The organism is Candidatus Dormiibacter sp. (assembly GCF_050999135.1).
In the GTDB taxonomy this organism is placed as follows: Bacteria; Chloroflexota; Dormibacteria; order Dormibacterales; family Dormibacteraceae; genus Dormiibacter; species Dormiibacter spiritus.
The window spans coordinates 16,560-39,842 of record NZ_JBPCPN010000015.1; the positions used below are offsets into that span (position 1 = coordinate 16,560).

The following is a 23,283-nucleotide window of genomic DNA, read 5'->3' on the forward strand; positions in this document are numbered from 1 at the left end:
CGGGAGGCGAGGGCGGTCTCGTTTGGCGCTAGAGCCCGGAGACCAGGTGCGAGCGAAGTTCGGCGCCATCCGGCACGGCGGGGCCGAACATCACTACCAGCATCGCCAGGGCGAAGAGCAGAGCCAGGATCGCTGTCGAGACGCCTGACGCTTTGGCGATGGGCTGGCGCCAGGGGGCATGGGCGCGGTGAACGAGATGCCTGAAGTCGGGGCCGTGCGCGGGGTGCCAGGCTCCGATGGCCCCGCTCAGCGCTTGGCGCAGCTCGTCGTGCTCGTCAGCCATGTCTGCTCAGAGAACTTACTACCAGCGGGATCTGTTCGGGAGAAGTCATCTTCACCCGCATCAGCGCCATCGCCTTGGCAGTGCGGGACGCCACAGTTCCGCTCGGGATGCCAAGGATCCTCGCGGTTTCCTCGCGCGAGTAGTCGTGAAAGTACTGCAGCACGACTGCGGCGCGCAGCTGAGGGCTGAGTTCGGCCAGCGCCACCTCGCAGGCATCGCGGGCTTCGCTTCGCAAGTAGTCGCGGTCATCCGCTGGTTGGAAGAGCCGGGCCGGCAGCAGCCGCGCCAGCCGCCGCCGGCGCAGGTGCGACAGCGCCGTGTTGACGGCTATGCGGTGCAGCCACGCCCCGACCGGGGCCGTCGGGCGGTAGCGGGCACGAGCCCGGTAGGCCTTGGCAAAGCTGTCCTGCGTCACATCTTCGGCCTCGGAGGCGTCCAGCACTATCGCTCTGACAGTTCGATAGACGGCTGAATACTCGCGCTGATAGAGCAGTGGGAACTGGCTGACCGGATCAAGCTCGTTTGGCGACGCCGTTGACTCGGCCATGCAGTGTGAGTGTGCCCCTTGCCGACCTGGTCAAACGTGACCTCAGCCGCCGGCTGACGCTCGGAGGAGGACGCAGACCCACGTCCTGAACGGTCGCCACTTCTCGGCGAGCGCCTCGACTTGGGGCCGCGGCGGCGGGTCGGGAAGTTCGTAGAGCCTGGCGATGGCACCGAGCAGGCGCCTTTCGGCGCTGGGTAGAAAGTCAGGTTCACCAGCTCCCCGCAGCACGATCAGCTCAGCGCCGAATTGGCCTATACCGTTGAGCTGTTTCACCTCGGCAATTGCCTGCTCGGCAGGCAGGGAGCGCAGGCGGTCAGCGTCGAGTTTGCCGTCCAGCGCCGCCCGAGCGATGCCGAGCAGGTACTCCGGCTTGCGCCCGAACAGCCCCCGGAAAGTCGCCAGCCGCTGGCCGTTCGCCAGCAGCTTCTCGGGGCTGGGAAATATGCGCTGCTGCTCACCGTGCATCTCCACGCTGTCACCCAGTTCAGCCGCCAGCCGCTCCTTCATCCCGGCAGCCTGGACCATGGAGATGCGGGTCGAGATGACCGCCCAGCAGGCCGCCTCGTAGGGGTCGACCCAGAGCACAGGTCGCAGTCCGCGGTGTTCCCCCTGCAGGCGGCCGACCACCTTGTCGCGACTGCCGATCTCGTCGTAGCCGCTGCCGTCCAGATCGAGCGAGAGGATCCTGGCCACCTGACGGCGGGCCTGCTCACCGTCACCACCGTGAACCTCACCCTCGACGCGGCCCGCGGACTTGCGCAGGCAGACACCCATCGGACCATCAGGGCCATTAAAGGTAAGATGAAGGTGATCGGCCTCGTGGGGACCCTGGTAGGTGGCCGGCTTAAAGCCCCAGAGGAAGCGGGCGCTCGCCGCCAGGGAGTAGCTGCCCTGCGGTTCGATGACAAACGCCGGCCGGCCCGAGGTCATCGCCGGAGCTCGCCCAGGGACGTCTCGGCTCGGTTCACTCAGACCATCCTAGTGGACCGTAACAGCCGAATATGGAGCATCCGACGCCCCAGACGGGCGGGCTCGCTTCGCTCACCGATGCCGGCGCTCCATTCCCCGCAAGCGGGGCCCCCTAAGCAAGGGGGCCCGGCGCGCGTCGTCACCCGTCTTGAGATGGGCTCCTCCTTGCGCCACCCGATCCTTGGCACCGCCCGCCTGAAACGCCGGTCTCCGAGCCTGCGGCCTGCTCCACATCCGACAGTTACGGACCACTAGTTGGTACTTGTCAGGGCGCATACTCTGGCCCGATGGCCAGCGAAGTGATCGTTCGGGGCAGCGGTCTGACCGCTGCGGACGTGGTCGCGGTGGCCCGCCAGGCCGCGCCTGTCACGATCGCCGGCTCGGCGCTGGAGGCGATGCAGCGGAGCCGCGCAATCGTCGACCGACTGAGCGGTGAGCAGCTGCCGGTTTACGGCGTGTCCACAGGTTTCGGCGCCCTGGCGCAGACCAGGGTGACAGCAGAGCGCCAGTCCGAGCTGCAGCACGCGGTGATCCGCTCCCACGCCGCCGGGATGGGGCCACCGATCGAGCCAGAGGTCGTGCGAGGCATGATGCTGCTCCGGCTCCGCACGCTGGCCATGGGCTACTCGGGCGTGCGGCCGCAGGTGGCTGAGGGTCTTGCGCAGCTGTTGAACGCCGGCATCACACCGGTTGTGCCCGAGTTCGGCTCCCTCGGCGCCAGCGGCGATCTCGCGCCGCTGGCCCACTGCGCGCTCTGCCTGATCGGCGAGGGGGAGGCGTTCGACCGCTCGGGTCGCCGGGTCTCGGCCGGGGAAGCCCTCGACGCAGCCCAATTGGAGCCACTCCGCCTCGCGAGCAAGGAGGGCCTGGCGCTCATCAACGGCACCGACGGAATGCTGGCCATGCTCGTCATCGCGGCCGCCGACGCGGCCAACCTGTTCGGCGCCGCCGACATCACAGCCGCCATGAGCGTGGAGGCGCTGCTGGGCACCGATCGTGCGTTTGCCGCCGATCTGATCGAGCTGCGCCCCCAGCCCGGGCAGTCCCGCAGTGCCGCCAACTTGGTCCGACTGCTGGCCGGCTCACCGATCCTCGCGTCTCACCGCCACAGCGATCATGCCGTGCAGGACTCCTACTCACTGCGCTGCACGCCCCAGGTGAACGGTGCCGCCCGTGACACTCTGGACCACGTCAACGTGATAGCGGGCCGAGAGCTCTCGGCGGCGATCGACAACCCGACGGTGCTGCCCGAGGGTCGCGTCGAATCGAACGGCAACTTCCACGGCGCTCCGATCGGCTTTGCCTGCGATTTCCTGGCCATCGCGGCCGCCGAGGTGGGCTCGATCGCCGAGCGCCGCGTCGACCGGCTTTTGGACCCGAACCGCTCGCACGGGCTGCCAGCCTTTCTGGCCCCGGAGCCGGGCGTCAACTCCGGGCTGATGATCGCGCAGTACACCGCCGCAGCGCTGGTCGTGCGCAACCGCATGCTCGCGGTTCCTGCGAGCACCGACTCCCTCCCCACCTCCGGCATGCAGGAGGATCACGTCTCCATGGGCTGGAGCGCCGCGCGCAAGCTGCGCGAGCTGCTCCAGAACCTGAGCCGCATCCTGGCGGTCGAACTGCTCTGCTCGGCCCGCGCCCTGGATCTGCGACGGCCGCTCGAGCCCGGCCCCGCCACTTCAGCTGTGGTGCGGCTGCTACGGCAGCACGCACCCGGCCCGGGCCCTGACCGGCCGCCCGCCCCGGAGCTGGCCGCAGCCTGCGAGCTGATCGGTTCGGGAGCCGTCGTGGAAGCCGCGGCGCAGGTGATCGGCCGGCTGCAGTGACGCTGATCGTCCGCAACATCGGACGGCTGGTCACCTGCTCGCCAGCGATGGGGGAGGGCCCGCTCGGGGTAATCGCGGGCGGTGCACTCATCGCGGAGGGCGAGCGGATCACGTGGGTCGGACGGGAGCAAGAACTGGTGGCTCCGGCCGGCGCAGATGAGCTCGACGCGCGGGGCCGAGCCGTGCTGCCGGGACTGATCGACTGCCACACGCACCTGCTCTTCGCGGGCGACCGGTCGGAGGAGTTCGGCCGCCGCCTGCGCGGCGACAGCTACGAGCCGGGCGGCATCCATAGCACAGTGCGCGCCACCCGGGAGGCGGCTGGGACTGAGCTCTTGCGACTGGCCGAAGAACGGTTGAGCCGCTTTCACGAGTTCGGCGTGACGACTGTCGAGGTGAAGACCGGCTACGGCCTCGACGCCCCTTCCGAGGCACGGCTGTTGGACCTCATTCTGCGCCTGCCCGGCACAGTCCCGACGCTCCTGGCGGCACACATAGTGCCGGCCGAATTCGAGTCGGATCCCGAAGGCTACGTCGACCTGGTCTGCCGCGAGATCATCCCGCAGGCGAGGGGTCGGGCCGCCTTCTGTGATGCCTGGTGCGAGGTAGGCGGCGGTTTCACGGTCGACCAGTGTCGGCGCGTGCTGGAGGCAGGCCGGCAGGCCGGGCTGCGACTCAAGCTCCACGCCGAGCAGCTGAGTCACCTCGGGGGAGCTGCGCTGGCGGCGGAGATGGGAGCCACCACCGCCGATCACCTGGAGCACGTCACTGCCGAGGATGCGCTCGCCCTGGCCCGCTCCGGCACCGTCGCGGTTCTCATGCCGGGCGCGTCGATGATGACCCGGACGCCCTATGCGCCGGCTCGGCTGCTGGCGGAGCATGGGGTGCCCATCGCCCTCTCGACCGACTGCAACCCCGGCACCTCCTACTCGGAGAACCTCCAGCTGGCGGTGGCACTGGGCTGCGTAGTGCTCGGGCTGACGCCTGAGGAGGCCCTGCTCGGGGTCACCGCCAACGCCGCCCGGGCGGTGGGCCTGCAGGCCCAAAAAGGACGGCTCGAGCCCGGGTGGGACTGCGATCTGGTGGTGCTGGAGGGTCGGAGCGAGGTGGACCTGGCCTACCACTACGGCGTCAATCTGGCCCGCCAGGTGGTGAGCGGCGGCCGGCTGCTCGGGAGCTCCTCGAGCTAATCGACGGCGACCAACTCCCGGCCCTTGGTCTCGGGCAGGAACAGCAGCGCCACCAGGCAGAGCGCGTAAGCCCCGGCGCCGAAGGCGATCGCTCCCCCCAACCCCGCTGAGGCGGAGAGGAAGCCGATGGCTGTGGGAAAGAGTGCGCCCAACGCGCGGCCGAAGTTGTAGCAGAAGCCCTGCCCTGCGCCGCGGGAACGGGTGGGGTACAGCTCCGCCAGATAGGAGCCGAAGCCACTGAAGATGCCGCTGGCGGCAAAACCGAGCACGAAGGTCACCAACGGCAGCACTATGCGCAGGGTGTCCGCCGGCAGCTGCGTGAGCAGCAGGATCATGGCGGCGCTGACCACCGCATAGATCGCAAAGGTGCCCCGCCGGCCGATCCAGTCGTTCACATAGCCACTGACTATGTAGCCGCAGAAGGCACCCGCGATGGTGATGAAGAGATAGGCGCCGGTACCTGTCACGCTCAGGTGTCGCGAGGTCTGCAGGTAGGTCGGCAGCCAGGTCGTGAAGCTGTAGTAGCCACCCTGCGCGCCGGTCGCAAGCAGCGAGGCGAAGAGCGTGGTCTTCAGCAGGCCGGAGCTGAAGATCTCGGCCAGCGGCTGCCGGCGGGCGCGCTCCGCCCCGGCTTCCAGCTTCTCACGCGCGGCCCGCGTCTCCTGAAACACGGCAGGCTCCTTCACAGTGCGCCGGACGTAGAGAATGAGCAGCGCGGGCAGGATGCCCAGCCAGAAGAGCCAGCGCCAGGCCTGTTTGTCGTGATCCAGGCTGAAGACGATCAGGAAGGCCAGGTTGGCAAGGCCCCAGCCGATCGCCCAGGCGCTCTGGATCCAGCCCAACGCCCGACCGCGCTGAACCGGGTCGGCCAGCTCGGCCACCAGGATGGCGCCGGCCGCCCACTCGCCACCAAAGCCCAAGCCCTGCAGAGCGCGGAAGAACAGCAGCTGCTCGTACGACTGAGCGAAACCGGAGAGCAGCGTGAAGACGCTGTAGAAGGCGATGGTCACCATGAGCGTGCGGACGCGGCCGATGCGATCGGCCAGCAGCCCCGCCCCCATCCCCCCGAAGGCCGACACGACCAGCGTCACGGTGGCGATGAGCCCTGTCTGGCCGCGGGTCAGCCCGAACGTGGCCGCGATGGCTGTCACGGCAAAGCTGAAGATCATGTAGTCGTAGGCGTCGAGCGACCATCCGGCAAAGGACGACCAGAAAGCGCCTCTGGCGCTGCCGCGCATCGCCGAGTACCACTCAAATGAGATCAAGCGACCAGGCGTCTGGGTTGGGCGCCGCGCTATATCAGCCAATCTGTTCGTCCATCCCTTGAAAGTTAACGGTACGCCCGGCCACTGCCATCGCAGCCCGTCGGCGGCAAACCGCGAGCCGGCAGGCTGACTGTCGCTCAGAGTTAGCCCGGCGCGGCCTCTGGGGCCTGACGCGCCACCACCGCCTCGCCGGCACGCCGGACCATGTCCTCCGCCTTTGCCAAGCCGGCTCCGAACAGGGCACACCGGGTGGCCTCCCCTGCCAGCGGCATCAGTCCCGCCCCCAGTCCCAGGCCCAGAAAGCCGAAGCCGAGGCTCCACAGCAGGCCCATTGAAGCGGCCAGGGGCAGGACTGAGAAGATGAGCCCCCGGACCACCGGCGGGCCGGGAAGCACCCGGACCGCCAGGAGCGTATACAGCAGCGACCAGATGGCGCCGCCGACCACGAAGAGGACTAACAGCATCGCCAGGGCTGCTGACCCACTGCCGGCAAGCCGAGCGGTCAGCTCCACGAACCGAACCAGCGCCTCCTGAGGTTCGAGCAGGCCCAATGCCGTCATCGCATAGAGCAGGAGGTTGACGCCGACGCCCATCCCGAACATCGCCAGCAGGCCGGCGATCAGCGCACGCTCGAACGGGCCGGAATACCGCCCCCGAGCAAGGGGAAGGGTGCCCTGGCGCACCCTCTGGCGGCGGAGCAGCAAGATGGTGCCTGTCACGGCGAGAAGAAGCCCGAGTGTCGCCAGTGCGCGAACTGAGAGGCCCACTTGTACCAGCCGTCCTACGACTGCGGGGCCAGCCCAGAACCCTGCCAGGACCAGGACGGCGATGTTGATGGCCGAGCCGGCAGCGACGGCGGGGAGGAAGCGTCGATAGGGCATCCCGAGGGCACCGGCGGCGAGGGGCGTGACCATTGACAGGCCCGGCACGAGTCGGCCCACGATCACGGCTCGCGTGCCGCGCTCCCGGAATTGCTGCTCGCTGCGTTCAATGCGGTCCGCTTTGAGTCGGACGTAGCGACCGTACGTATGGAGGAACGGTCGGCCGCCCTTCAGGCCGAACCAGTACTTTACTGAGGTTCCCAGGACACTGGCCACCTCCAGCAGAAGTGTGGTGATGCCGAGGACCAGCAATGGATGCGAACCTTCCTGGTAGCCGATCAGCAGCAACACGGCGCTGATCGGCAGCGGCAGCGGGATGCCTGCCTCCTGCACGAAAACTCCGAGGATGGCGGGCAGGCTAATGTCGCCCGCCGAGCCCCCGACGCCATGGAGCACGTTTCCAAGATCCACCATCGCCTCGCACTGACGGGTCAGTCGTCCGGCCGATGTCAGCTTCAGGCGAGTATAGGTGGGAGGCTCGAAACGGCTGCAGGGCGGACAACCACCGGCCGTCAGCAGCCCCACCTGGAGCGCCAACCTCTCGGTCGAGGACGCCGACACAGCCTCCCAGGGTTGCGCTCCGCCGCTAGGTGGCGGAGTCCGGCTGCCGCTCGGACCGGCCTCTGTTCAGGCTCGCCGACCTGGCTAGCTGATGCGCTCGCCCTTCACGATGAGCCGGTTGCTGTAGCTCTGACTGGAGCGGCTGAAGTTGCCGCTGCAGGTGATCAGCGTCACAGTGTCCTTTGGCGTCCTGCCGATGATCTGCGCCACCGGTGCTGTGGCGTTTGCATAGTCGTGGGTCTCGGTCACCCTGTACGTCACGGTGGCCCCGATGGGGTCTTTGACCTGTACCTCGTCACCGGGTTTCAGGTTCTTCAGGTTCTGGAAGACCGCCGGTCCGGTGGTCCAATCGAGGTGACCTGCGAACACGGCGTTGCTGCCGCCCCCGGGTAATGAGGTGAAGGTGTACCAGGCGACGTCGGCGGGGCTGTCAGGCACCTCCATCTGGTTGTGCTTGTCGATGCCCTTGTTCTCGATCTTGGCGTCAACCGCGATCTTGGGGATGACGAGGCGGGCGGGTTGGACCCCGTTCGCCGGCACCGCCGAGGCGGTGGTGCTCGAGGTGGCGATGGGGGTGGGGACCGCACTCGGCGAGGTGGTGGCGGAGGGCTTCGGCAGCGAAGCCACGGGACCGGGCTTGCCCGGCGCGCGATGCAGGTAGACCCAGGAGCCGGCGCCAGCCCCGGCCAGCAGCACCAAGGCCGCCAGCAGCGCCACGATCGCGCGCCCACCCACGCGCCAGGGCCCTATAGCAAACAATTACCAATCACCTGGCGGCAAAGATACCGTGCCATTTCAACCATCGCGCAACCCGAACGGCCGCCCTTCCTGACTAGGCCACAGGTCAAGCGTGAGTGCCACAGTCATCCCATGTCCGAGGCCCTGGCCATCGAGTGCGGGTCTCGCGCTCAGGCCGCGACTTCGACCCGCTGCGAGGCCCCAAGAGTTGTTGACAATTGCCTAGGGTTGTTGCTCGGGCTGCTGAGACCGTGCTGGGGTGGTGTTCCACCCGGCTTTCTGAAGCGGAGGTCTCCCCGGGCTCTTACGCCGTGCCGCCTCCGCCGGTGCTGGGCAGTGTCGGCAGCGTTGCCGGCGCCGCCACCGTCAGGGAGTTGGGCAGGATGCTTCCGATCGGATCGTTCTGGCCCAGACTGTTCTGATAAAAGCCACCGGCATTGACGGCGTGGGCCCCGGAAGGCGCGTTCGGACCGACCGTGCACTGAACCGCGAAGGTGTGGCTGTCGCCGGGGTTCAGCGTGAAGCCGGTCGGGCTGACCGTCAGGCTGCTCTGGCCGCCCAGGCCGGTCACATACTGGTCGCCCGACTGGTTCTGAGCTACGACCGGCGCGAAGGCGCCCCCGTCCTTGCTCACCTGACAGCTGAGATCGCCGGCGCTCAGTCCGGCGAACGAGACGGCGATATTGGTGTTGTCAACGCGTGGACCGTAGGTCGACGGCGAGGAGATGGTGTAGGTCACGGTCGTCGAGGTGCCGCCCGGTGCGACAGTGCCGTAGACGGAGTTCTCGCTGATCGCGGGCTGCTGGGGCATCGCGAAGTTGGTGTCCTCACCGTCGCCCCCGAAGTTGTAGAGGACGTGGTCCACGTAGGAGTGGAGATTGGCGTTGCCACTGCCCTGGTTGACCTGGACTGCGAAGAGCTTGCCGGTCGGGCAGGCGTTCTCGAATTTAGGTAGGAGATCGCTCCAAGCCCGGAAGTCGGACGGGCCACCGTAACCGTTCGGGTACGGGCTGGTAGACACGCCGCCATTCGTATTAGGCGGGATGTAGCGGGTCGCCCACCAGATGGCGTTCCCGCTCTTGTAGGCGTCCCAGGTCTGCCACTGGTTGGGCGTGATTGGCTGCGTCTCGACGCCCCTCTGGATGCTGTAGAAGGGCTCGTACACGAAAGTGATGAAGCCGCTGGGCGGTCCTGTCGTCGTGTTGCAGAAACCGAACAGCTGGTAGCTGGGCTCCTGGATCGGGAGGCCGGTCAGTCCACGGAAGGTGTCATAGCGCATTCCCAGGGCAGTGGTGGCTTTGACCGGGACCGGCAAGAGGTGATAGATCGTCGGGGCGTCAAGTGGAAGGTGGAGGCGGCGCAGCAGCCGGCCTGCGGCCTGGTCCTAGCCCTTCGAGTTGCTGCGGGACGACGCGGACGTGCACGCCGGCAGCACCGGCATGAAGCCTGCGGTCCCACACCGCCAAGACCCGGTCGTCGTCCCCTATGGCCGGGCGCTGGCCAAGTGAATGGCATCTGCTCCCCTGAGGGCGTGGCGGCTGGCCAGCACGCCCGCGCGCCGTTCGAGGGCACGGGTCAGCTCGACGGGACCCGTGGCGGCCCAGTACTGTTCCAGGCCTCTTCGGCCGCCTCGACGCCGGCTTTGTCAAGGTCGTCGTTGCGGCGGGCGGCCGCCAATGCGGCAAGATAAGCGAACCCATGAATACGCCCCGTCGGGCTAGCCGTGAACACATTGGCAGAGGGCTCCCATTATTGTGGCAGGGAGCTCATGAATGGGTCACTGCTTGATGGCCTTTGAGAATCGAGGCGTCGTCGGTGGCATTACACTACGCCCGGTCCAAAACGCCGTCCCGCCAATCCTTTACACCCTTCTCGCACTGGGCACTTTCCGCGCCGCCTGGGCGCATCCCTTCTCGACAGCGATCGGTGGCGAGACCGGCGACACCTTCCAAAATATCTGGTGGCTGGCGTGGCTGGCACATGCTGTGCAGCACGGCGTCAATCCCCTCACGACCAACTATATGGACTACCCGACTGGCTTAAATCTGATGTGGAACACTTCGTATCCGTTGGTGGGGCTCGCCATGTCGCCGGTGACCCTGGCTCTCGGACCAGTCTTCGCATTCAACGCGACGATGACACTTGCAGTCATTCTGTCGGCGTGGAGCGCATGGCTGCTCATCACGAGGCTCACTGGACATTTCGTCGGTGCTCTGATCGGCGGTCTGGTCTATGGCTTTTCGCCTTTCATGATCACCCAATCACTGGCGCACACACAGATGACTCTGGTTTTCATGCCGCCGCTGATCTTTCTTGTGCTGCACGAGATTGTGGTCCGAGGCAGGCGCCGCCTCCTGCTCGGCATGCTTTTGGGCCTTCTCCTCGCCGCGCAGCTCCTCATCGGCGAGGAGGTGCTCGCCATCACGGCTCTGGGCGCCGTTCTCTTCGTTGTGACCGGCGCGGCGATCGAACCAGATCGAATGCGCGAAAGGATCAGTGAGTTACTGCCAGGCGGTTTGGTCGCCGGCCTCACCTTCGCGGTAGCGGCCGCATATCCCATCTACGTTCAGTTCTTCGGCTCGCAGCGAGTGCAGCACGCAACGCATCCGCCCAACATCTATGTCAGTGACGCGGTTAGCTTCCTGATTCCGACACAGGCCCAACAATTCGCTCCCCAGCAAGCCTTGGCTGTAACGCAACGCTTTTCGGGAAACCCGTTTGAGTGGAACTCATACCTGGGGCTTGCGCTCCTGATGCTCCTGGGCCTAATCGCCTACCGCCAGCGCCGGAATCCGTACATACGGGTGGCGGCCTCGGCGGCAGCGGTGATTGCGATCTGGTCCTTGGGCGTGACAGTGCACATTGCCGGACGCGACACGCACCTCCCCTCGTTCGCGCTCAGCCTGGTCTTCCTGCCCGGCTGGCGTTTTCTCCCGGTCCGGGTCCTGGTCGTGACTACGTTCGTGGGCTGGGCGGCGCTCTGGCAGCTGCCGTTGCTGGACAACCTGCTCCCGGCACGCCTGATGCTGATCGCCTACCTTCTCATCGGCGTGATGTTGGCGATATTCGTGGCCGCTCAGGCCGGCCGTCGCCGGAGCGCTGCGCTAATCACAGGTGCGTTACTGGCGGTTGTGCTCATTCCGCTGACGCCGGTGCTCGACTTCCCGGCTGCGCCGGCCGCCGGCCCGGGGTTCTTTCAGTCGCCGATTCTCTCGCGCATCCCAGAGGGATCCGTCGCTCTCGTGGTCCGCATCGCCACCCAATCGCACCCTCAGCCTCTTCTGTGGCAAGCGAACGCAGGCATGCGGTATCGCATGAACGGTGGCTACGCCATCGTCCCGGCGCCGCCGCCCAACGGCGTGACCTTCGTCCCGCCGCATTCGGCAGTAGGTGAGGCCATCGCCGAGGCGATCGCCGGCAGGGATCCCCTGGCCTCGCAGGTACAGCGCCAGGCAGTCAGCGCAGAGCTGTCGGCATGGCACGTGCGCACGGTGATCCTGGGACCCATGGCGAGCCAGGATCGGGTGCGTCAGATGCTAGCGTCGCTCATTGGCGGACAGCCCGAGCTCGACGGCGGGGTATGGGTCTGGTGGGACGTCGCTTGAGGGTCCTTCGGGCCTCGGCCCCCAGCGAAGGACTGGAGCCGGCTGGCCCGGGACGAGGTGGCGCTAGACGATGCCCTTCGCCGCCCATCTCTGATGGTGGGCGGCCCGGGACTCGAACCCGGATGGGTTTCCCCACACGCCCCTCAAACGTGCGCGTCTACCAGTTCCGCCAGCCGCCCTTTCCGCTCCTCTCAGCGCCTGCCCGCTAAGGGACTCGAACCCCTAACCTCATGATCCGAAGTCATGTGCTCTATCCATTGAGCTAAGCGGGCGCAGCCGCTGATTATAGGTGCGCCGTCGAGCGCGCTCGGCCAGCCAAGACCTCGCTTTCGCTACTGCCCGGTCGCCTGGGCCAAACGGCGTTTCCGGCGGAAGTCCCAACCCCACGCGGCGTACTCCAGGAGCGCCTGCGCCTCGTACCGTTCGCGGGCGGCGTGCGTCTTGCCCGCCTCCAGCGCGCGCTCCAGCGCCAGCGCCGTGCGGCCCGGGAACACCGTGTGGGCCTTGCCGACCGCTGCCAGGATGTGCGCATCCGAGCCGCCCACCTGAGGTCGGCCCGAGTCGAAAGCCAGGCGGTGCGCCATCTGGTTGTAGAGATAGAAGCCCGGCGTCGAGTTCTCCACCTCGATGGCGTCGAACTCCAGCTCCGCGGCCAACCAGCCGACCCCGTGGGCAGTGCCCACCCGGCCCGGTTTCGCCGGGTCCCAGAAGGGATGCACGGCGATGGCCAGCCCGCCCTGGTTGTGAATGGCCCTCACTGTCGCTTGGGCCGAGAGGCCGGGCCGCACCCGTCTCTCCAGGAAGAGGCCGACTATGTGGCCATCGCGGCTGGAAACCTCCTCACCGATGATCACGTTCGGCGTCCGCCGCCGGCCGGCGTATGCCCGCGCCTCCAGCGCCCCCTCAATGGTGTCGTGATCAGTGATGGCTATGACGTCCAGGCCCAGCTCGGCCGCCCGCTCGACCACCTCTCGAGGCGTCGGCCAGCCGTCCGACAGCCGGGTGTGGAGATGAAGATCAGCGCGTCCCGCCTCGGCCATCGGGGAGTCAACCTACCTGGCCGAGGGTGCGCAGGTCGCGCTCAAGCCCCGCGGCACCCGTCTTCGGGGATCACCGGGGCTGGACCGCGGGGCGGAGGCGGTCTACCATCCCTTGCAATGGGGTCGGTCTGGCCCCGCCAAGCGAACTCATTACAAGGAGTCCCCAATGCAGGGCCTGATGCAGGACTACCCGCTGACCACCCAGCACATCCTCTGGCGCATGGAGCGGCTCTACGGCCCCAAGGAGATAGTCACCAAGACCGACGCAGGTCTGCGCCGGGTGACCTACCGCGAGCTGACCGGCCGCATTCACCGCCTTGCCCATGCCCTGACCAAGCTCGGGGTGAAGAAAGGCGACCGTGTCGCCACCCTCTGCTGGAACAACGACCGCCACCTGGAGCTGTATTACGCGATCCCCTGCCTCGGCGCCGTGCTGCACACCCTCAACCTGCGCCTCTTTCCCGCCCAGCTGGAGTTCACCGTCAAGGACGCGGAAGACACCCTGATCTTTGCCGACAGCAGTCTCATCTCCGTGCTCAATCAGGTGGCGGGCAAGATTCCGTCAGTTCGGCAGATGGTCGTCATCAAGGACGAGGGTCAGGAGCTGCCCGAGCACCAGTTGGGCGAGCTGCTCGACTACGAGACGCTGCTCCAGCAGGGGCCCGACCAGTTCGACTGGCCCCGGCTCGACGAGCGAGCTGCAGCGGCCATGTGCTACACCTCGGGCACGACGGGCAATCCGAAGGGCGTCGTCTACAGCCACCGCTCTCAGTTCCTTCACGCGATGGCCGGTCTGCAGGCTGACACGCTGGCTCTCTCCGAGCAGGACGCGCTGCTCCCGGTAGTGCCCATGTTCCACGCCAACTCCTGGGGGCTGCCCTACGCGGTCGGCCTGGCCGGCGCCAAGATGATCTTTCCGGATCGCTTCGCCGGGGACCCCCAGGCGCTGATCGACCTGGCCGACTCGGAGGGGGCCACCCTCCTGGCCGGCGTACCCACCATCTGGATCAACTTCCTGACTCAGCTGCGCAAGGATGGTCGGCGGCTGGACAAGGTGCGGCTGGTGCTCTGCGGCGGGTCAGCGGTCCCCCGCGGACTGATGGAGGGGATGGATGCGGCAGGCCTCCGGATGATCCATGCCTGGGGTATGACCGAGACCTCGCCGATCGGCAGCATGGGCGTGGCCAGGAGCTGGCTGCCGCGCGAGCAGGAGCTCGAGATTCGCCTCCGGCAGGGCGTGCCAGTGCCCGGCGTGGAGATCAGGATCGCCGACCTCGCCACCGGCCTGGAGCTGCCCTGGGACGGGCAGGCGTTCGGCGAGATTCAGTGCCGCGGCCCCTGGATCGCCAGCGGTTATCACAACAACGCCGATCCGACGCGGCTCACTGAGGACGGCTGGTTCCGGACCGGCGACGTCGCCACGATCGATCAGGACGGCTACATCAGCATCGTCGACCGAACCAAGGACGTGATCAAGTCGGGCGGCGAATGGATCAGCTCAGTCGAGTTGGAGGGGGCCATCATGGCCCATCCCAAAGTCCTGGAAGCCTGCGTCATAGGCATCGATCACCCGAAATGGCAGGAGCGCCCGGTGGCTTACGTGGTGGCCCGACCGGAGGCCAAGGGTGAACTCACTGAGGCCGAGATCAGGGAGTTCCTGGCCGGCAAGGTGGCAAATTGGTGGCTGCCGGACGAGATCCGCTTCATCGATGAGGTGCCCAAGACCTCCACCTTCAAGTTCGACAAGAAGGCTCTCCGCGCCGACGCCGAGCCTCTCCACGAGTCGCAGGCCGCCGGGGCCCCGCCCGCCTGAGCCGGCTGCAGCTCAGCCCCCGCGGGCTGGCGGCGTTCAGGCTCCTGCGGCTGGGGCTCAGCCGGCGGCTGGCCGAGCCATCACTGGCGGCCGCCGCCGAGAACGCGTGCGGGCTGCAGGCCCAGGTGCTTGGCTGGGCGGAGATGCAGGGCTGGTCGCGCCTGGAGCAGCCTGCCGGTACCTCTCTTGACCAGGCGCTCTGGCAGGACCGGAGCCTGATTCGGGCCTGGTGCATGCGCGGCACCCTCCACGTACTAACTCCCGAACAGCATCAGCTCTACATCTCCATGTTCGAGCCGGAGACCGTTTACCGTGAGCTCTGGCTCAAGTGGATGGGCCTGACTTTGGCCGAAGCCCGCGAACTGGAGTGCAGGCTGGCCCAAGCACTGGATGGGGGTGAGCCGCTGAGCCGGCGGGAGCTGGCCGAGCGACTGGGAATGCCTATCGACTCCTGGGGCTCGCTGCTCGGCCCGGCCGCGCGGCTGGGACTCCTGGTACACGGCCCGCCGCGGGGGCAGGAGGTCACCTTCGTGCGACCCGACCGCTGGCTCGGACGGCCCTACATCAGGCTGGATTCGGCCGAGGCGCGCAAGTGCTGGCTGCGCCGCTACCTGAGATCGTATGGGCCGGCCACCCGCCGGGACTACGGCCGGTGGGCAGGCTCTCGCAGCGCCGCTCAGGTCCAGGAGTCTTTCCAGCTCCTGCGCCACGAGCTGATGGAGGTGGAAGTCGAGGGCGCCAAGCTGGTTGGCCTGGCCGTTGATGAGGAGGTGCTGCGCCGAGCTGATGAGCTCGATATTCCCGGCCGGCTCCTCGCCGGCTTCGAGCCCTTGCTGCTCGCGCACGCTGAGCGCGATCACCTGCTTCTCCGACAGCACCGCCCAGCGGTGTACCGGACGGCAGGCTGGATCTCCCCCACAGTGCTGCTGGGCGGACGGATCGCCGGCGTCTGGAGCCACCGGCTCCTGCGCGACCACATCAACCTGACGGTGACGCCGCTGCGCCGGCTGGGGGCTCTGGAGCGGCGGGCGGTTAAGGCGGAGGCGGAGCGGGTGGCCGCCTGCTTCGGCCGGCCGCTGGGGCTGGCCTATACTTAGCGCCCTCGACGCGGCGGTGGCGGAACGGCAGACGCGCTAGTTTCAGGAGCTAGTGGGGGTTTCCCCGTGGAGGTTCAAATCCTCTCCGCCGCACCACTCCGTCTGCCGAAATCGGGCGTCTCCTGGCTTCGACCGAGCAGCCGCAAGCAGCGCCGCACCTCCGAATCGGCCCGCACAGGTGACTGTGGAATGCCAAGCAGGCTCGCAGCGGAGGCCCGTCCGCAAGCGAATGTCAGGCGTTGCTCAGCTTCTCAACGGCGGCTCCGGCTGCCGAGGCGTCACAATCAACGGCGATGACCGCAGCTTTGATGCCGACCTCGTCCGCCGCAACCGATGCCAGTGACTACGCAGTTCTGAAGCGCAGGATTCAAGAGGCGGGGCTGCTGGACAAGCAGCCGGCCTTCTACCTCCGCTCGATCGCCTTCAAGCTCATCGGCTTGTCTCTTTGCATTGCGCTTTTCGTGCTCTATCACCCCCTCTGGCTGGTCGCCCTGAACTCCCTGGTGGTCGCCTTCATCTTCGGCCAGCTCGGCTTCCAGCTTCATGATTCCGGCCACCGCCAGATGTTTGAACGCAGCCGGCTGAATGTGCTGGTGGGGCTGCTCACCGCCAATCTGGGGCTGGGCATGAGCTACGGCTGGTGGGTGGACAAGCACAACCGCCACCACGCCAACCCCAACAGTGAAGATCTCGATCCTGACATCGGACCGGGCGTCATCGCCTATTCGGAAGAGCAGGCCTGGAACTCAAAGGGCGTAGGGCGCTTCATTGCCAAGTACCAGGCCTTTTTCTTCTTTCCCCTGCTTTTCCTGCTCGGCTTCAGCATGCACTACAGGAGCGTGCAGTTCCTGGTCAAACGGCGCTCGAAGTACAGGGTTCTGGAGCTGGTCCTCCTGGCGTCTTTCTGGCTCCTCTACGTTGGCTTCTTCGTACTGGTGCTGGGACCGCTTCCCGCGCTGCTGGCGATACTGATCCAGCAGTGCTGCGGCGGCTGCTACATGGCTCTGGTCTTCGCACCCAACCACAAGGGCATGCCGCAGATCGAGGCGGGCACGAACGTCAGCTTCCTGGTCCGGCAGGTCATCACCTCACGCAATGTGAAGCCACATCCGCTGACTGATGTCTGGTACGGCGCGCTCAACTACCAGATCGAGCATCATCTCTTCCCCACGCTGCCGCGCAATCAGATGGCCAAGGCGCACGACATAGTCCGCGAATTCTGCGAGGAGCACGGCATCCCGTACTACGAGACTTCACTTGTGCAGTCATATCGAGAGATCCTGGGCTTCCTGCATGAAGTCGGCGCTCCCCTGCGAAACGGGCAGCGCACTCCACTGGCCGTCAAGCTCTAGCGCTCAGCCTGGGAGGAACCGGCCTCCCCGCCTCTCGCGCCGGACATGGCACTCGCCGCTCCACCTGCCGTCGGAAAGCCGGTAAGCAAACCGCGTCGAGGCGGGTCCGCACCAGGCGCGGCCGACCGCTCGTGCCGCCTGGCGCAGCCGGCCGTTAGCCGCAAAAGGCAGCCGCCTCCCGCTCCTATGTAAGCCTTTACATTGGCGGCTGCGGGTGCTATAAGAAGCACTGGGGCGCATAGGTGAGGGCACATCGGAACCGGCCGACCATCTACACGGTTGCCAGGCACGCGGGCGTGTCGATCGCCACGGTGTCTCGGGCCTTGAGCGGTGGGTCGCGAGTGCGAGAGGAGACGGAGCGCCGAGTGGTGGAGTCCTCCCTCAAGGTCGGCTACCGCCCGAACGGTGCCGCTCGCGCGCTTCAGCGCCTCCGGCACGGCAGCATCGGGGTGGTCTTTCCCAACCTCTCGCGGCCCTACTACGCCGGCGTGCTCATGGGCGTGGAGGAGGCGGCGAACCGGCTCGGCCTGAGCGTGCTGATCGCCGGCACGCAAGGAAGGCCTGGCCCTGAGCAGCTCGTCCTGGATCTGACCAGCAAGGTCGATGGGCTGGTGGTGTTCGGGCGCACAGTGCCTGACGAGATGATCGCCGAGCTCCGCCGACAGGGCACCCCTACGGTGCTGCTGGCACGACCGCGGGTGGATGGTGAGGACACCGTGCGCTCGGAGAACCGGGAGGCCGCTCGGGCGCTGGCTGCCCACCTGCTCGAGCACGGCCACAAGAGCATCGGTTTCATCGGCGACACGCACTCCTCCCCGGATTGCGCCGAGCGCTGGTCGGGCTTCCTCGCCGCCCACCAAGAGGCTGGGCTGGCCGGCCCCGCGTGGCCGGAGCTCTCCGCGCTCTTGGAAGCCGAGGGCTACCAGGTTGCCCTGCGTCTGCTTGGGGCAGACAATCGCCCAACAGCCCTGTTCTGCGCCAACGACGACATAGCGACAGGGGCCTATGCCGCGGCGCGGGAGCTCAAGCTCCGCCTTCCCGGCGACGTGGCGATCACCGGCTGGGACGACGTGCCGACGGCTCGCTACTTTTCGCCGCCGTTGACGACTGTCAGGCAGCCACTGGCCGAGTTGGGGGCCCGGGCGGCCGAGCTGCTCCAGGCCCGGGTTGAGGGTGATGAGAGTGAACCTGTGAACGCTCTCCTGCCCACCGAGATCGTGTTCCGAGCGAGCTGCGGATGCAGAAGCCGCCGCCGCCCGAGAGGAGGTGCTTCGTCATGAGATCCAGTGCACGGGCCATCAACTGTCTGGCTGTACTCGCCCTCGTCCTCACGGCGTGCGGGACCTCGAGTACGTCGAACACGAGCTCCGGGCCGGTCACGCTGACCATGTGGGCCATGGGCGACGAGGGCGACAAGCTGCCCACCAGCGATGCGATGCAGGCCTTCAAGAAGGCGAACCCCAACATCACAGTCAACGTCACAGCCATCCCCTGGGGCGTCGCCCACGACAAGCTGGTGACAGCTGTCGCAGGCCGCCAGACGCCCGATCTGAGCCTGATGGGGACCACCTGGATGGGCGAGTTCGGCAAGATCGGCGTGCTGGACCAGGTCCCCAGCTCCGTGAGCAAGAGCGACTTTTACTCCGGTGCCTGGGACGCCGTCGTGGTCAACGGCAAGGCGGTGGGCGTGCCCTGGTACGTCGACACCCGAACCCTCTTCTACCGCACCGACCTGGCCCAGAAGGCTGGTATCAACTCCGCCCCCCAGACCTGGAACGACCTGATGAAGCTGGCGCAGGCGTACAAGGCCTCAGGCAGTCAGTACGGCATCTACCTGCAGAGCAACGACGATCAGGAGTGGCTGCCGTTCCTCTACTCCGCCGGCGGTGATGTCATGCAGAACGGCAAGTTCACTCTGGATAGCCAGGCCTCTGTCAAGTCACTGACAGAGTGGGTCAAGTACTTCCAGCAAGGGCTCACCCCGAAGAGTGAGGCGCAGGGCTTCGACGTCACCCAGACCTTCACCTCGGGCGCCACACCCATGTTCATCTCCGGCCCCTGGCAGATCAGCACGCTTCTGAAGAGTGATCCGCAGATCACCGGCAAGTGGGCCGTCGCGCGTGTGCCCAAGGACCAATCCTCGACCTCCTGGGCCGGTGGCGGCGACCTGGCGGTCTTCAAGAACAGCCAGCACCGCGACGCTGCCTGGAAGCTGGTCCAGTTCTTGGCCCAGAGAGAGCAGCAGATCAGCTGGTTCAAGACGATCAACGACCTGCCGGCTGTCAAGGCCGCCTGGCAGGACCCGGCGCTCTCAGGTGACCAGAACCTCAAGGTCTACGGCGACCAGCTCACCACCACCAAGGCGCCCCCGGCCATAGCCGAGTGGACCGAGATCGACAAGAGCATCAACGACTGGCTGGAAAAGGCCAGCGCGGGCCAGGTGACACCTGCCCAAGCAGCTGCGGGCATGCAGCAGGCGGCGACCTCCCTCCACAAGCCGTGAGCCAGCTTCCGATCACCGCCGCGCCACCACCGATGGTGGCGCGGCCCGCTCGCCGCGGCGGAGACGTGCGCGCCGCGCTCACCGGCTACGCGTTCTCGGCTCCCTACCTGATCCTCTTCCTAGTTTTCCTGGCGCTGCCGATCCTGGCTTCGCTGGTCCTGAGCTTCACCGACTTCAGCCTGGGCGACCTGACGGCACCGCTGGGCGCCCCGTTCATAGGCCTGCAGAACTACGCCAAGCTCTTCAGCGACGATAACTTCAGACAAGCCGCCTTGAACACCGCGTACTTCACGGTGGTCGGGCTGATCGCCACGACCGTTCTGGGTCTGGTGGCAGCGCTTGGACTGAACCGCGCCCTGGGACGGCTGCGCTCAGTTTTCCGAGTCGGTTACTACCTGCCAACCGTGACCAGCATCGTCGCCATAGCTGTTATCTGGCGCTTCCTCCTCGACCCAAACTTCGGCCTGATCAATGGAGCGCTGAAGCAGATCGGGATCAGTGGTCCCAACTGGCTCGGCAACCCCACTCTGGCGATGCCCTGCATCATCGCGATGGCAGTCTGGCGGAACCTCGGCAACGTGATGGTCCTTTTCCTGGCCGGACTGCAGGGGATCCCCGAAGACGTTTACGAGGCGGCCCGGATCGATGGCGCCACTCCCTGGCGGGAGTTGTTGCGCATCACTCTGCCGATGCTGCGACCGACTCTGCTTTTCGTCGCGGTGATCACCAGCATCGGCTATCTCCAGCTCTTCGAGGAGCCGTTCATCATGACCCAGGGCGGCCCTCTGAACAAGACGCTCTCGGTCTCGATGTACATGTACCGAGAGGGATTCAGCTACTTCCACCTGGGCTACGCGAGTTCGATCGGGTACGTCCTCTTCGTGGTCATCGCGGCGGTCACCGCCCTGCAGTTCAGGCTGCTCAGGAACGACTGATGGCAACCACCACCACCACCGCTGCTAAGACCGCCATCGCGGCCGGACGAACAGGCGGGCGGGAAAGCGCGGCGCTCCGCCGGAGTCTCATCTACATCGGTTACACCATCGGGCTGGTGCTGGTGGCGGGACCGTTCGTCTGGATGGTCGCCGGCGCGTTCAAGACAGCGCCCGAGCTGCACAGGATAGTCCCCACCTTCCTGCCCGCCGAACCGACGCTGGACAACTTCAACACCCTTTTCCAGAAGCTCAACTTTCCGCTCTATTTCCTCAACTCGGCGGTCGTGGCCTTCTTCGTGGTCGGTGCCAACCTGCTGTTCTGCTCGATGCTGGGCTATGCGCTGACCAAGCTCCACTTCCCCGGCCGGGACAAGATCTTCCTCCTGGTGATGGCCACGCTGATGGTCCCCAGCACAGTGACTCTGGTGCCGCTCTTCGTGCTGATGAGCGCGATCGGGCTGGTGAACACCTACGCAGGCCTGATCCTGCCGTTCGCTGCCGGTCCCTTCGGCGTCTTCCTCATGCGGCAGTTCATCGGCAGCATCCCCGATGATCTCATCGAGGCGGCCCGGATCGATGGCGCCAGCGAGCTTCGCATCTTCCGCTCGGTCGTCATGCCGCTCTGTGGCACGCCGCTGGCGACGCTTGGGATCTTCACCTTTCTGGCCTCCTGGAACAACTTCCTCTGGCCGCTGGTGGTCAGCACCAGTGAGCGGATGTACACGCTCCCGGTGGGAGTGGCCACGTTCTCCATCGGCCAGCACAGCTCCGACTACGGCACGTTGATGGCGGGCTCGGTGCTCCTGGTGGCACCTGTGCTGATCGTCTTCCTCCTGCTGCAGCGGTATTTCACGCAGGGCATCGCGATGACAGGGATCAAGGGCTAAGGAGGGCAATGACTGTGCAAGATCGGGATGTGAGCCCAACCAGGTTGGTGCACCGGGGCTGGCGCGGCGCCCGCCTCGGGCTGATCGTCGGCCTAGTGGCATTGCTGACAGCTTCGATCCAGCCCACCGGCGTCTACGCCGATCAGAGCGGTGGCGGTGGGGACAACAACGGCGGGCAAGGCGCTCTCAACGCACAGCAGCGCGCAGTCCTCTACAACATCGCCCGTGACACCTGGAAGTTCTACAGCGCGGACGTCGACCCGAACACGCACCTACCGCTTGACAACATTGGTCCCAACGGGAAGCGCGGCACCTACACCTCCGCCGCGAACATCGGCGTCTACCTCTGGGCGGTGGTGGCCGCCCACGATCTCGGGCTCATCAGCAGGGAGGGCGCGCGGGCGGAAATCGCGTTCACCCTGATTGAGGTAGCCAAGCTGGCCAGAGACCATGGCTTTCTGCATCAGTGGTACGACACCACCAGCGGCCATGTCATCCGCAATCCTGGCGATATCGATTGCGCCACCGAGACCACGCCGATATTCGATAACTGTTACTTCATCTCCAACGTCGACAACGGCTGGTACGCGTCGGGACTGATAGTGGTCCGGAGCGCCATGCCGGAGCTGCGGGGCCTCGTCAACACCCTCCTGAAGCCGATGGACTTTGGACTCTTCTACGACAGCCGGCCGCAGATTGCATGCAACGCGAACCCAGCCATAATTGGGAACCAACCGACTGGGCAGATGTTCGGCGGCTACTATATCGGGCTGCCAGTCGACCAGGGCGACAACTGGAAGCAGTACTACCACAACGGTGCGCTCTACAGTGACCCGCGCATCTCTGCCTACGTCGGGATGGGGCTGCATCAGATGCCGGGCGATGTGTGGTGGCGCAGCTGGCGTACGCTCCCGCCCAAGCAATGCCCGACCGACCCTGATTTTTCCTGGCAGGGACAGTGGCCGGTGGGCGGCTACTGGCAGGTCTACAAAGACCCGCAGTCAGGCAAGCGATTCAACGTCTGGGAAGGCCACTACACCTACCCCGGCAGCAACCTCACGTTCATCCCGACTTTCGCCGGGGGCATGTTCGAAGCGCTGATGGCGAACCTCGTTGTGCCAGAGACGACCTGGGGGACGAAGAGCTTCGGCCTGGCCGACCGCCGCGCTGCGCAGGTACAGGTGAGGTACACGACGCAGGTGCTGCATTACCCGGTCTGGGGCATGTCTCCCTCCAGTACCGCAGACGACACCGGCGGCTATGGGGGCTATGGGGTGGAGGGTTTGCGGTTTCCCTATTTCGGGGTGGGGGCGGACGCCAACCACCCGAACCTGGGCCTGTCGCAGTGCCACGGCTGCGCCACTGAGGATGTTGTCAGCCCCCATGCGTCCTTCATAGCCCTGGATGTCTTACCGAGGCAAGCGTATGCCAATATCCAGGCACTGAAACAGCTTTACCCTGACCTCTACAGAGCCGACGGTGGCTTCTACGACGCAGTCAATCCGACCACCAAACAGGTGGGTCACCGAGATCTCGTGCTCGACCAGTCGATGATTATGGCGGCCCTTGACAACGCACTGAATCAGCGAAAACTGCAGCGTCACTTCGCCGCCGATCCCGCCAGTGCCGCGGCGCACAAGTATCTGTCGCTCGAGAAGCTTTCGATCGCCGATACTGACGGCAATGGCGATCAGGGCGGTGGCGACAGCACGGGGAACAACAACGGCTAAAGCAGACACCTGACCGGGCGATGACCATGGGCGCGCAGCGGGCGGTTTTGCACCCAGCTCG

General features: G+C 66.3%; 19 protein-coding genes, 3 tRNA genes and 1 pseudogene. 12 read left to right on the forward strand and 11 right to left on the reverse strand.

Going from position 1 to position 23,283, the window contains the following annotated elements; translation table 11 throughout:
* Positions 1-28 precede the first annotated feature (28 nt).
* Genes ACR2MZ_RS03750 through ACR2MZ_RS03760 form a run of 3 tightly spaced genes read right to left on the reverse strand, consistent with a single transcriptional unit; the run spans position 29 to position 1,760 of the window.
* Positions 29-283 carry a hypothetical protein gene (locus ACR2MZ_RS03750; protein WP_434003730.1) on the reverse strand — a complete coding sequence of 85 codons (255 nt, stop codon included), beginning with the start codon at positions 281-283 and terminating at the stop codon, positions 29-31.
* Positions 276-830: an RNA polymerase sigma factor gene (locus ACR2MZ_RS03755; RefSeq protein ID WP_434003731.1), complete on the reverse strand. Its 555-nt coding sequence runs from the start codon at positions 828-830 to the stop codon at positions 276-278. The genes ACR2MZ_RS03750 and ACR2MZ_RS03755 overlap by 8 nt, the downstream gene beginning before the upstream one ends.
* A gap of 42 nt (positions 831-872) precedes the next feature.
* Positions 873-1,760: a DNA-3-methyladenine glycosylase family protein gene (locus ACR2MZ_RS03760; RefSeq protein WP_434003732.1), complete on the reverse strand. Its 888-nt coding sequence runs from the start codon at positions 1,758-1,760 to the stop codon at positions 873-875.
* A gap of 326 nt (positions 1,761-2,086) precedes the next feature.
* Between ACR2MZ_RS03760 and hutH the strand changes: the two genes are divergently transcribed.
* Together hutH and hutI are read left to right on the forward strand one after the other, a co-directional pair.
* Positions 2,087-3,625, forward strand: a complete 1,539-nt coding sequence (gene hutH, locus ACR2MZ_RS03765; RefSeq protein ID WP_434003733.1) for a histidine ammonia-lyase — start codon at positions 2,087-2,089, stop codon at positions 3,623-3,625.
* Positions 3,622-4,815, forward strand: coding sequence for an imidazolonepropionase (gene hutI, locus ACR2MZ_RS03770; RefSeq protein ID WP_434003734.1), 1,194 nt, complete (start codon positions 3,622-3,624; stop codon positions 4,813-4,815). Before hutH ends, hutI begins: the two co-directional genes overlap by 4 nt.
* Here the strand turns inward: hutI and ACR2MZ_RS03775 are convergent.
* The 5 genes and pseudogenes from ACR2MZ_RS03775 to ACR2MZ_RS03795 form a co-directional block, all read right to left on the reverse strand.
* Positions 4,812-6,053, reverse strand: a complete 1,242-nt coding sequence (locus ACR2MZ_RS03775; RefSeq protein WP_434003753.1) for an MFS transporter — start codon at positions 6,051-6,053, stop codon at positions 4,812-4,814. The two genes, hutI and ACR2MZ_RS03775, sit on opposite strands and share 4 nt — an antisense overlap.
* Before the next feature lie 170 nt (positions 6,054-6,223).
* Positions 6,224-7,375: a DedA family protein gene (locus ACR2MZ_RS03780; RefSeq protein ID WP_434003735.1), complete on the reverse strand. Its 1,152-nt coding sequence runs from the start codon at positions 7,373-7,375 to the stop codon at positions 6,224-6,226.
* 231 nt (positions 7,376-7,606) lie between these two features.
* Complete coding sequence (locus tag ACR2MZ_RS03785) at positions 7,607-8,257, reverse strand: class F sortase (RefSeq protein ID WP_434003736.1); 651 nt, start codon at positions 8,255-8,257, stop codon at positions 7,607-7,609.
* A 307-nt stretch (positions 8,258-8,564) separates the two neighbouring features.
* Positions 8,565-9,575 (reverse strand): M14 family metallopeptidase, encoded by a 1,011-nt coding sequence (locus ACR2MZ_RS03790; RefSeq protein WP_434003737.1) that lies wholly within the window; start codon positions 9,573-9,575, stop codon positions 8,565-8,567.
* Positions 9,576-9,597: 22 nt separating this feature from the next.
* Positions 9,598-9,943 (reverse strand): annotated as a pseudogene (locus ACR2MZ_RS03795) (type II toxin-antitoxin system VapC family toxin); the annotation flags it as partial.
* Positions 9,944-10,032: 89 nt separating this feature from the next.
* Here ACR2MZ_RS03795 and ACR2MZ_RS03800 point away from each other — a divergent pair.
* The gene (locus ACR2MZ_RS03800) at positions 10,033-11,865 is read left to right on the forward strand and encodes a DUF6311 domain-containing protein (RefSeq protein ID WP_434003738.1); all 1,833 of its coding nucleotides are present in this window, start codon (positions 10,033-10,035) and stop codon (positions 11,863-11,865) included.
* 94 nt (positions 11,866-11,959) lie between these two features.
* Here ACR2MZ_RS03800 and ACR2MZ_RS03805 read toward each other — a convergent pair.
* The 3 genes from ACR2MZ_RS03805 to ACR2MZ_RS03815 all read right to left on the reverse strand — a co-directional run bounded on the left by ACR2MZ_RS03805 (position 11,960) and on the right by ACR2MZ_RS03815 (position 12,905).
* Positions 11,960-12,044, reverse strand: a tRNA-Leu gene (locus ACR2MZ_RS03805).
* A gap of 20 nt (positions 12,045-12,064) precedes the next feature.
* Positions 12,065-12,137, reverse strand: a tRNA-Arg gene (locus ACR2MZ_RS03810).
* Between the two features lie 60 nt (positions 12,138-12,197).
* Positions 12,198-12,905: a PHP-associated domain-containing protein gene (locus ACR2MZ_RS03815; RefSeq protein WP_434003739.1), complete on the reverse strand. Its 708-nt coding sequence runs from the start codon at positions 12,903-12,905 to the stop codon at positions 12,198-12,200.
* A gap of 166 nt (positions 12,906-13,071) precedes the next feature.
* On the opposite strand from ACR2MZ_RS03815, the gene ACR2MZ_RS03820 reads away from it, so the two are divergent.
* The 9 genes from ACR2MZ_RS03820 to ACR2MZ_RS03860 all read left to right on the forward strand — a co-directional run bounded on the left by ACR2MZ_RS03820 (position 13,072) and on the right by ACR2MZ_RS03860 (position 23,222).
* Positions 13,072-14,718, forward strand: a complete 1,647-nt coding sequence (locus tag ACR2MZ_RS03820) for a long-chain fatty acid--CoA ligase (protein ID WP_434003740.1) — start codon at positions 13,072-13,074, stop codon at positions 14,716-14,718.
* Positions 14,719-14,831: 113 nt separating this feature from the next.
* Positions 14,832-15,815, forward strand: coding sequence for a winged helix DNA-binding domain-containing protein (locus ACR2MZ_RS03825; protein ID WP_434003754.1), 984 nt, complete (start codon positions 14,832-14,834; stop codon positions 15,813-15,815).
* 10 nt (positions 15,816-15,825) lie between these two features.
* Positions 15,826-15,911 (forward strand) — tRNA-Leu (locus ACR2MZ_RS03830).
* 197 nt (positions 15,912-16,108) lie between these two features.
* Complete coding sequence (locus tag ACR2MZ_RS03835; protein ID WP_434003741.1) at positions 16,109-17,167, forward strand: fatty acid desaturase family protein; 1,059 nt, start codon at positions 16,109-16,111, stop codon at positions 17,165-17,167.
* A gap of 242 nt (positions 17,168-17,409) precedes the next feature.
* The gene (locus ACR2MZ_RS03840; RefSeq protein WP_434003742.1) at positions 17,410-18,447 is read left to right on the forward strand and encodes a LacI family DNA-binding transcriptional regulator; all 1,038 of its coding nucleotides are present in this window, start codon (positions 17,410-17,412) and stop codon (positions 18,445-18,447) included.
* On the forward strand, positions 18,444-19,670 hold the full coding sequence (locus ACR2MZ_RS03845; protein ID WP_434003743.1) for a sugar ABC transporter substrate-binding protein: 1,227 nt from the start codon (positions 18,444-18,446) through the stop codon (positions 19,668-19,670). Before ACR2MZ_RS03840 ends, ACR2MZ_RS03845 begins: the two co-directional genes overlap by 4 nt.
* A gap of 32 nt (positions 19,671-19,702) precedes the next feature.
* On the forward strand, positions 19,703-20,605 hold the full coding sequence (locus tag ACR2MZ_RS03850) for a carbohydrate ABC transporter permease (RefSeq protein ID WP_434003755.1): 903 nt from the start codon (positions 19,703-19,705) through the stop codon (positions 20,603-20,605).
* A complete protein-coding gene (locus ACR2MZ_RS03855) occupies positions 20,605-21,492 on the forward strand; it encodes a carbohydrate ABC transporter permease (RefSeq protein WP_434003744.1) in 888 nt (295 codons plus the stop codon). Before ACR2MZ_RS03850 ends, ACR2MZ_RS03855 begins: the two co-directional genes overlap by 1 nt.
* A gap of 8 nt (positions 21,493-21,500) precedes the next feature.
* Positions 21,501-23,222 (forward strand): glucoamylase family protein, encoded by a 1,722-nt coding sequence (locus ACR2MZ_RS03860; RefSeq protein WP_434003745.1) that lies wholly within the window; start codon positions 21,501-21,503, stop codon positions 23,220-23,222.
* Positions 23,223-23,283 lie beyond the last annotated feature (61 nt).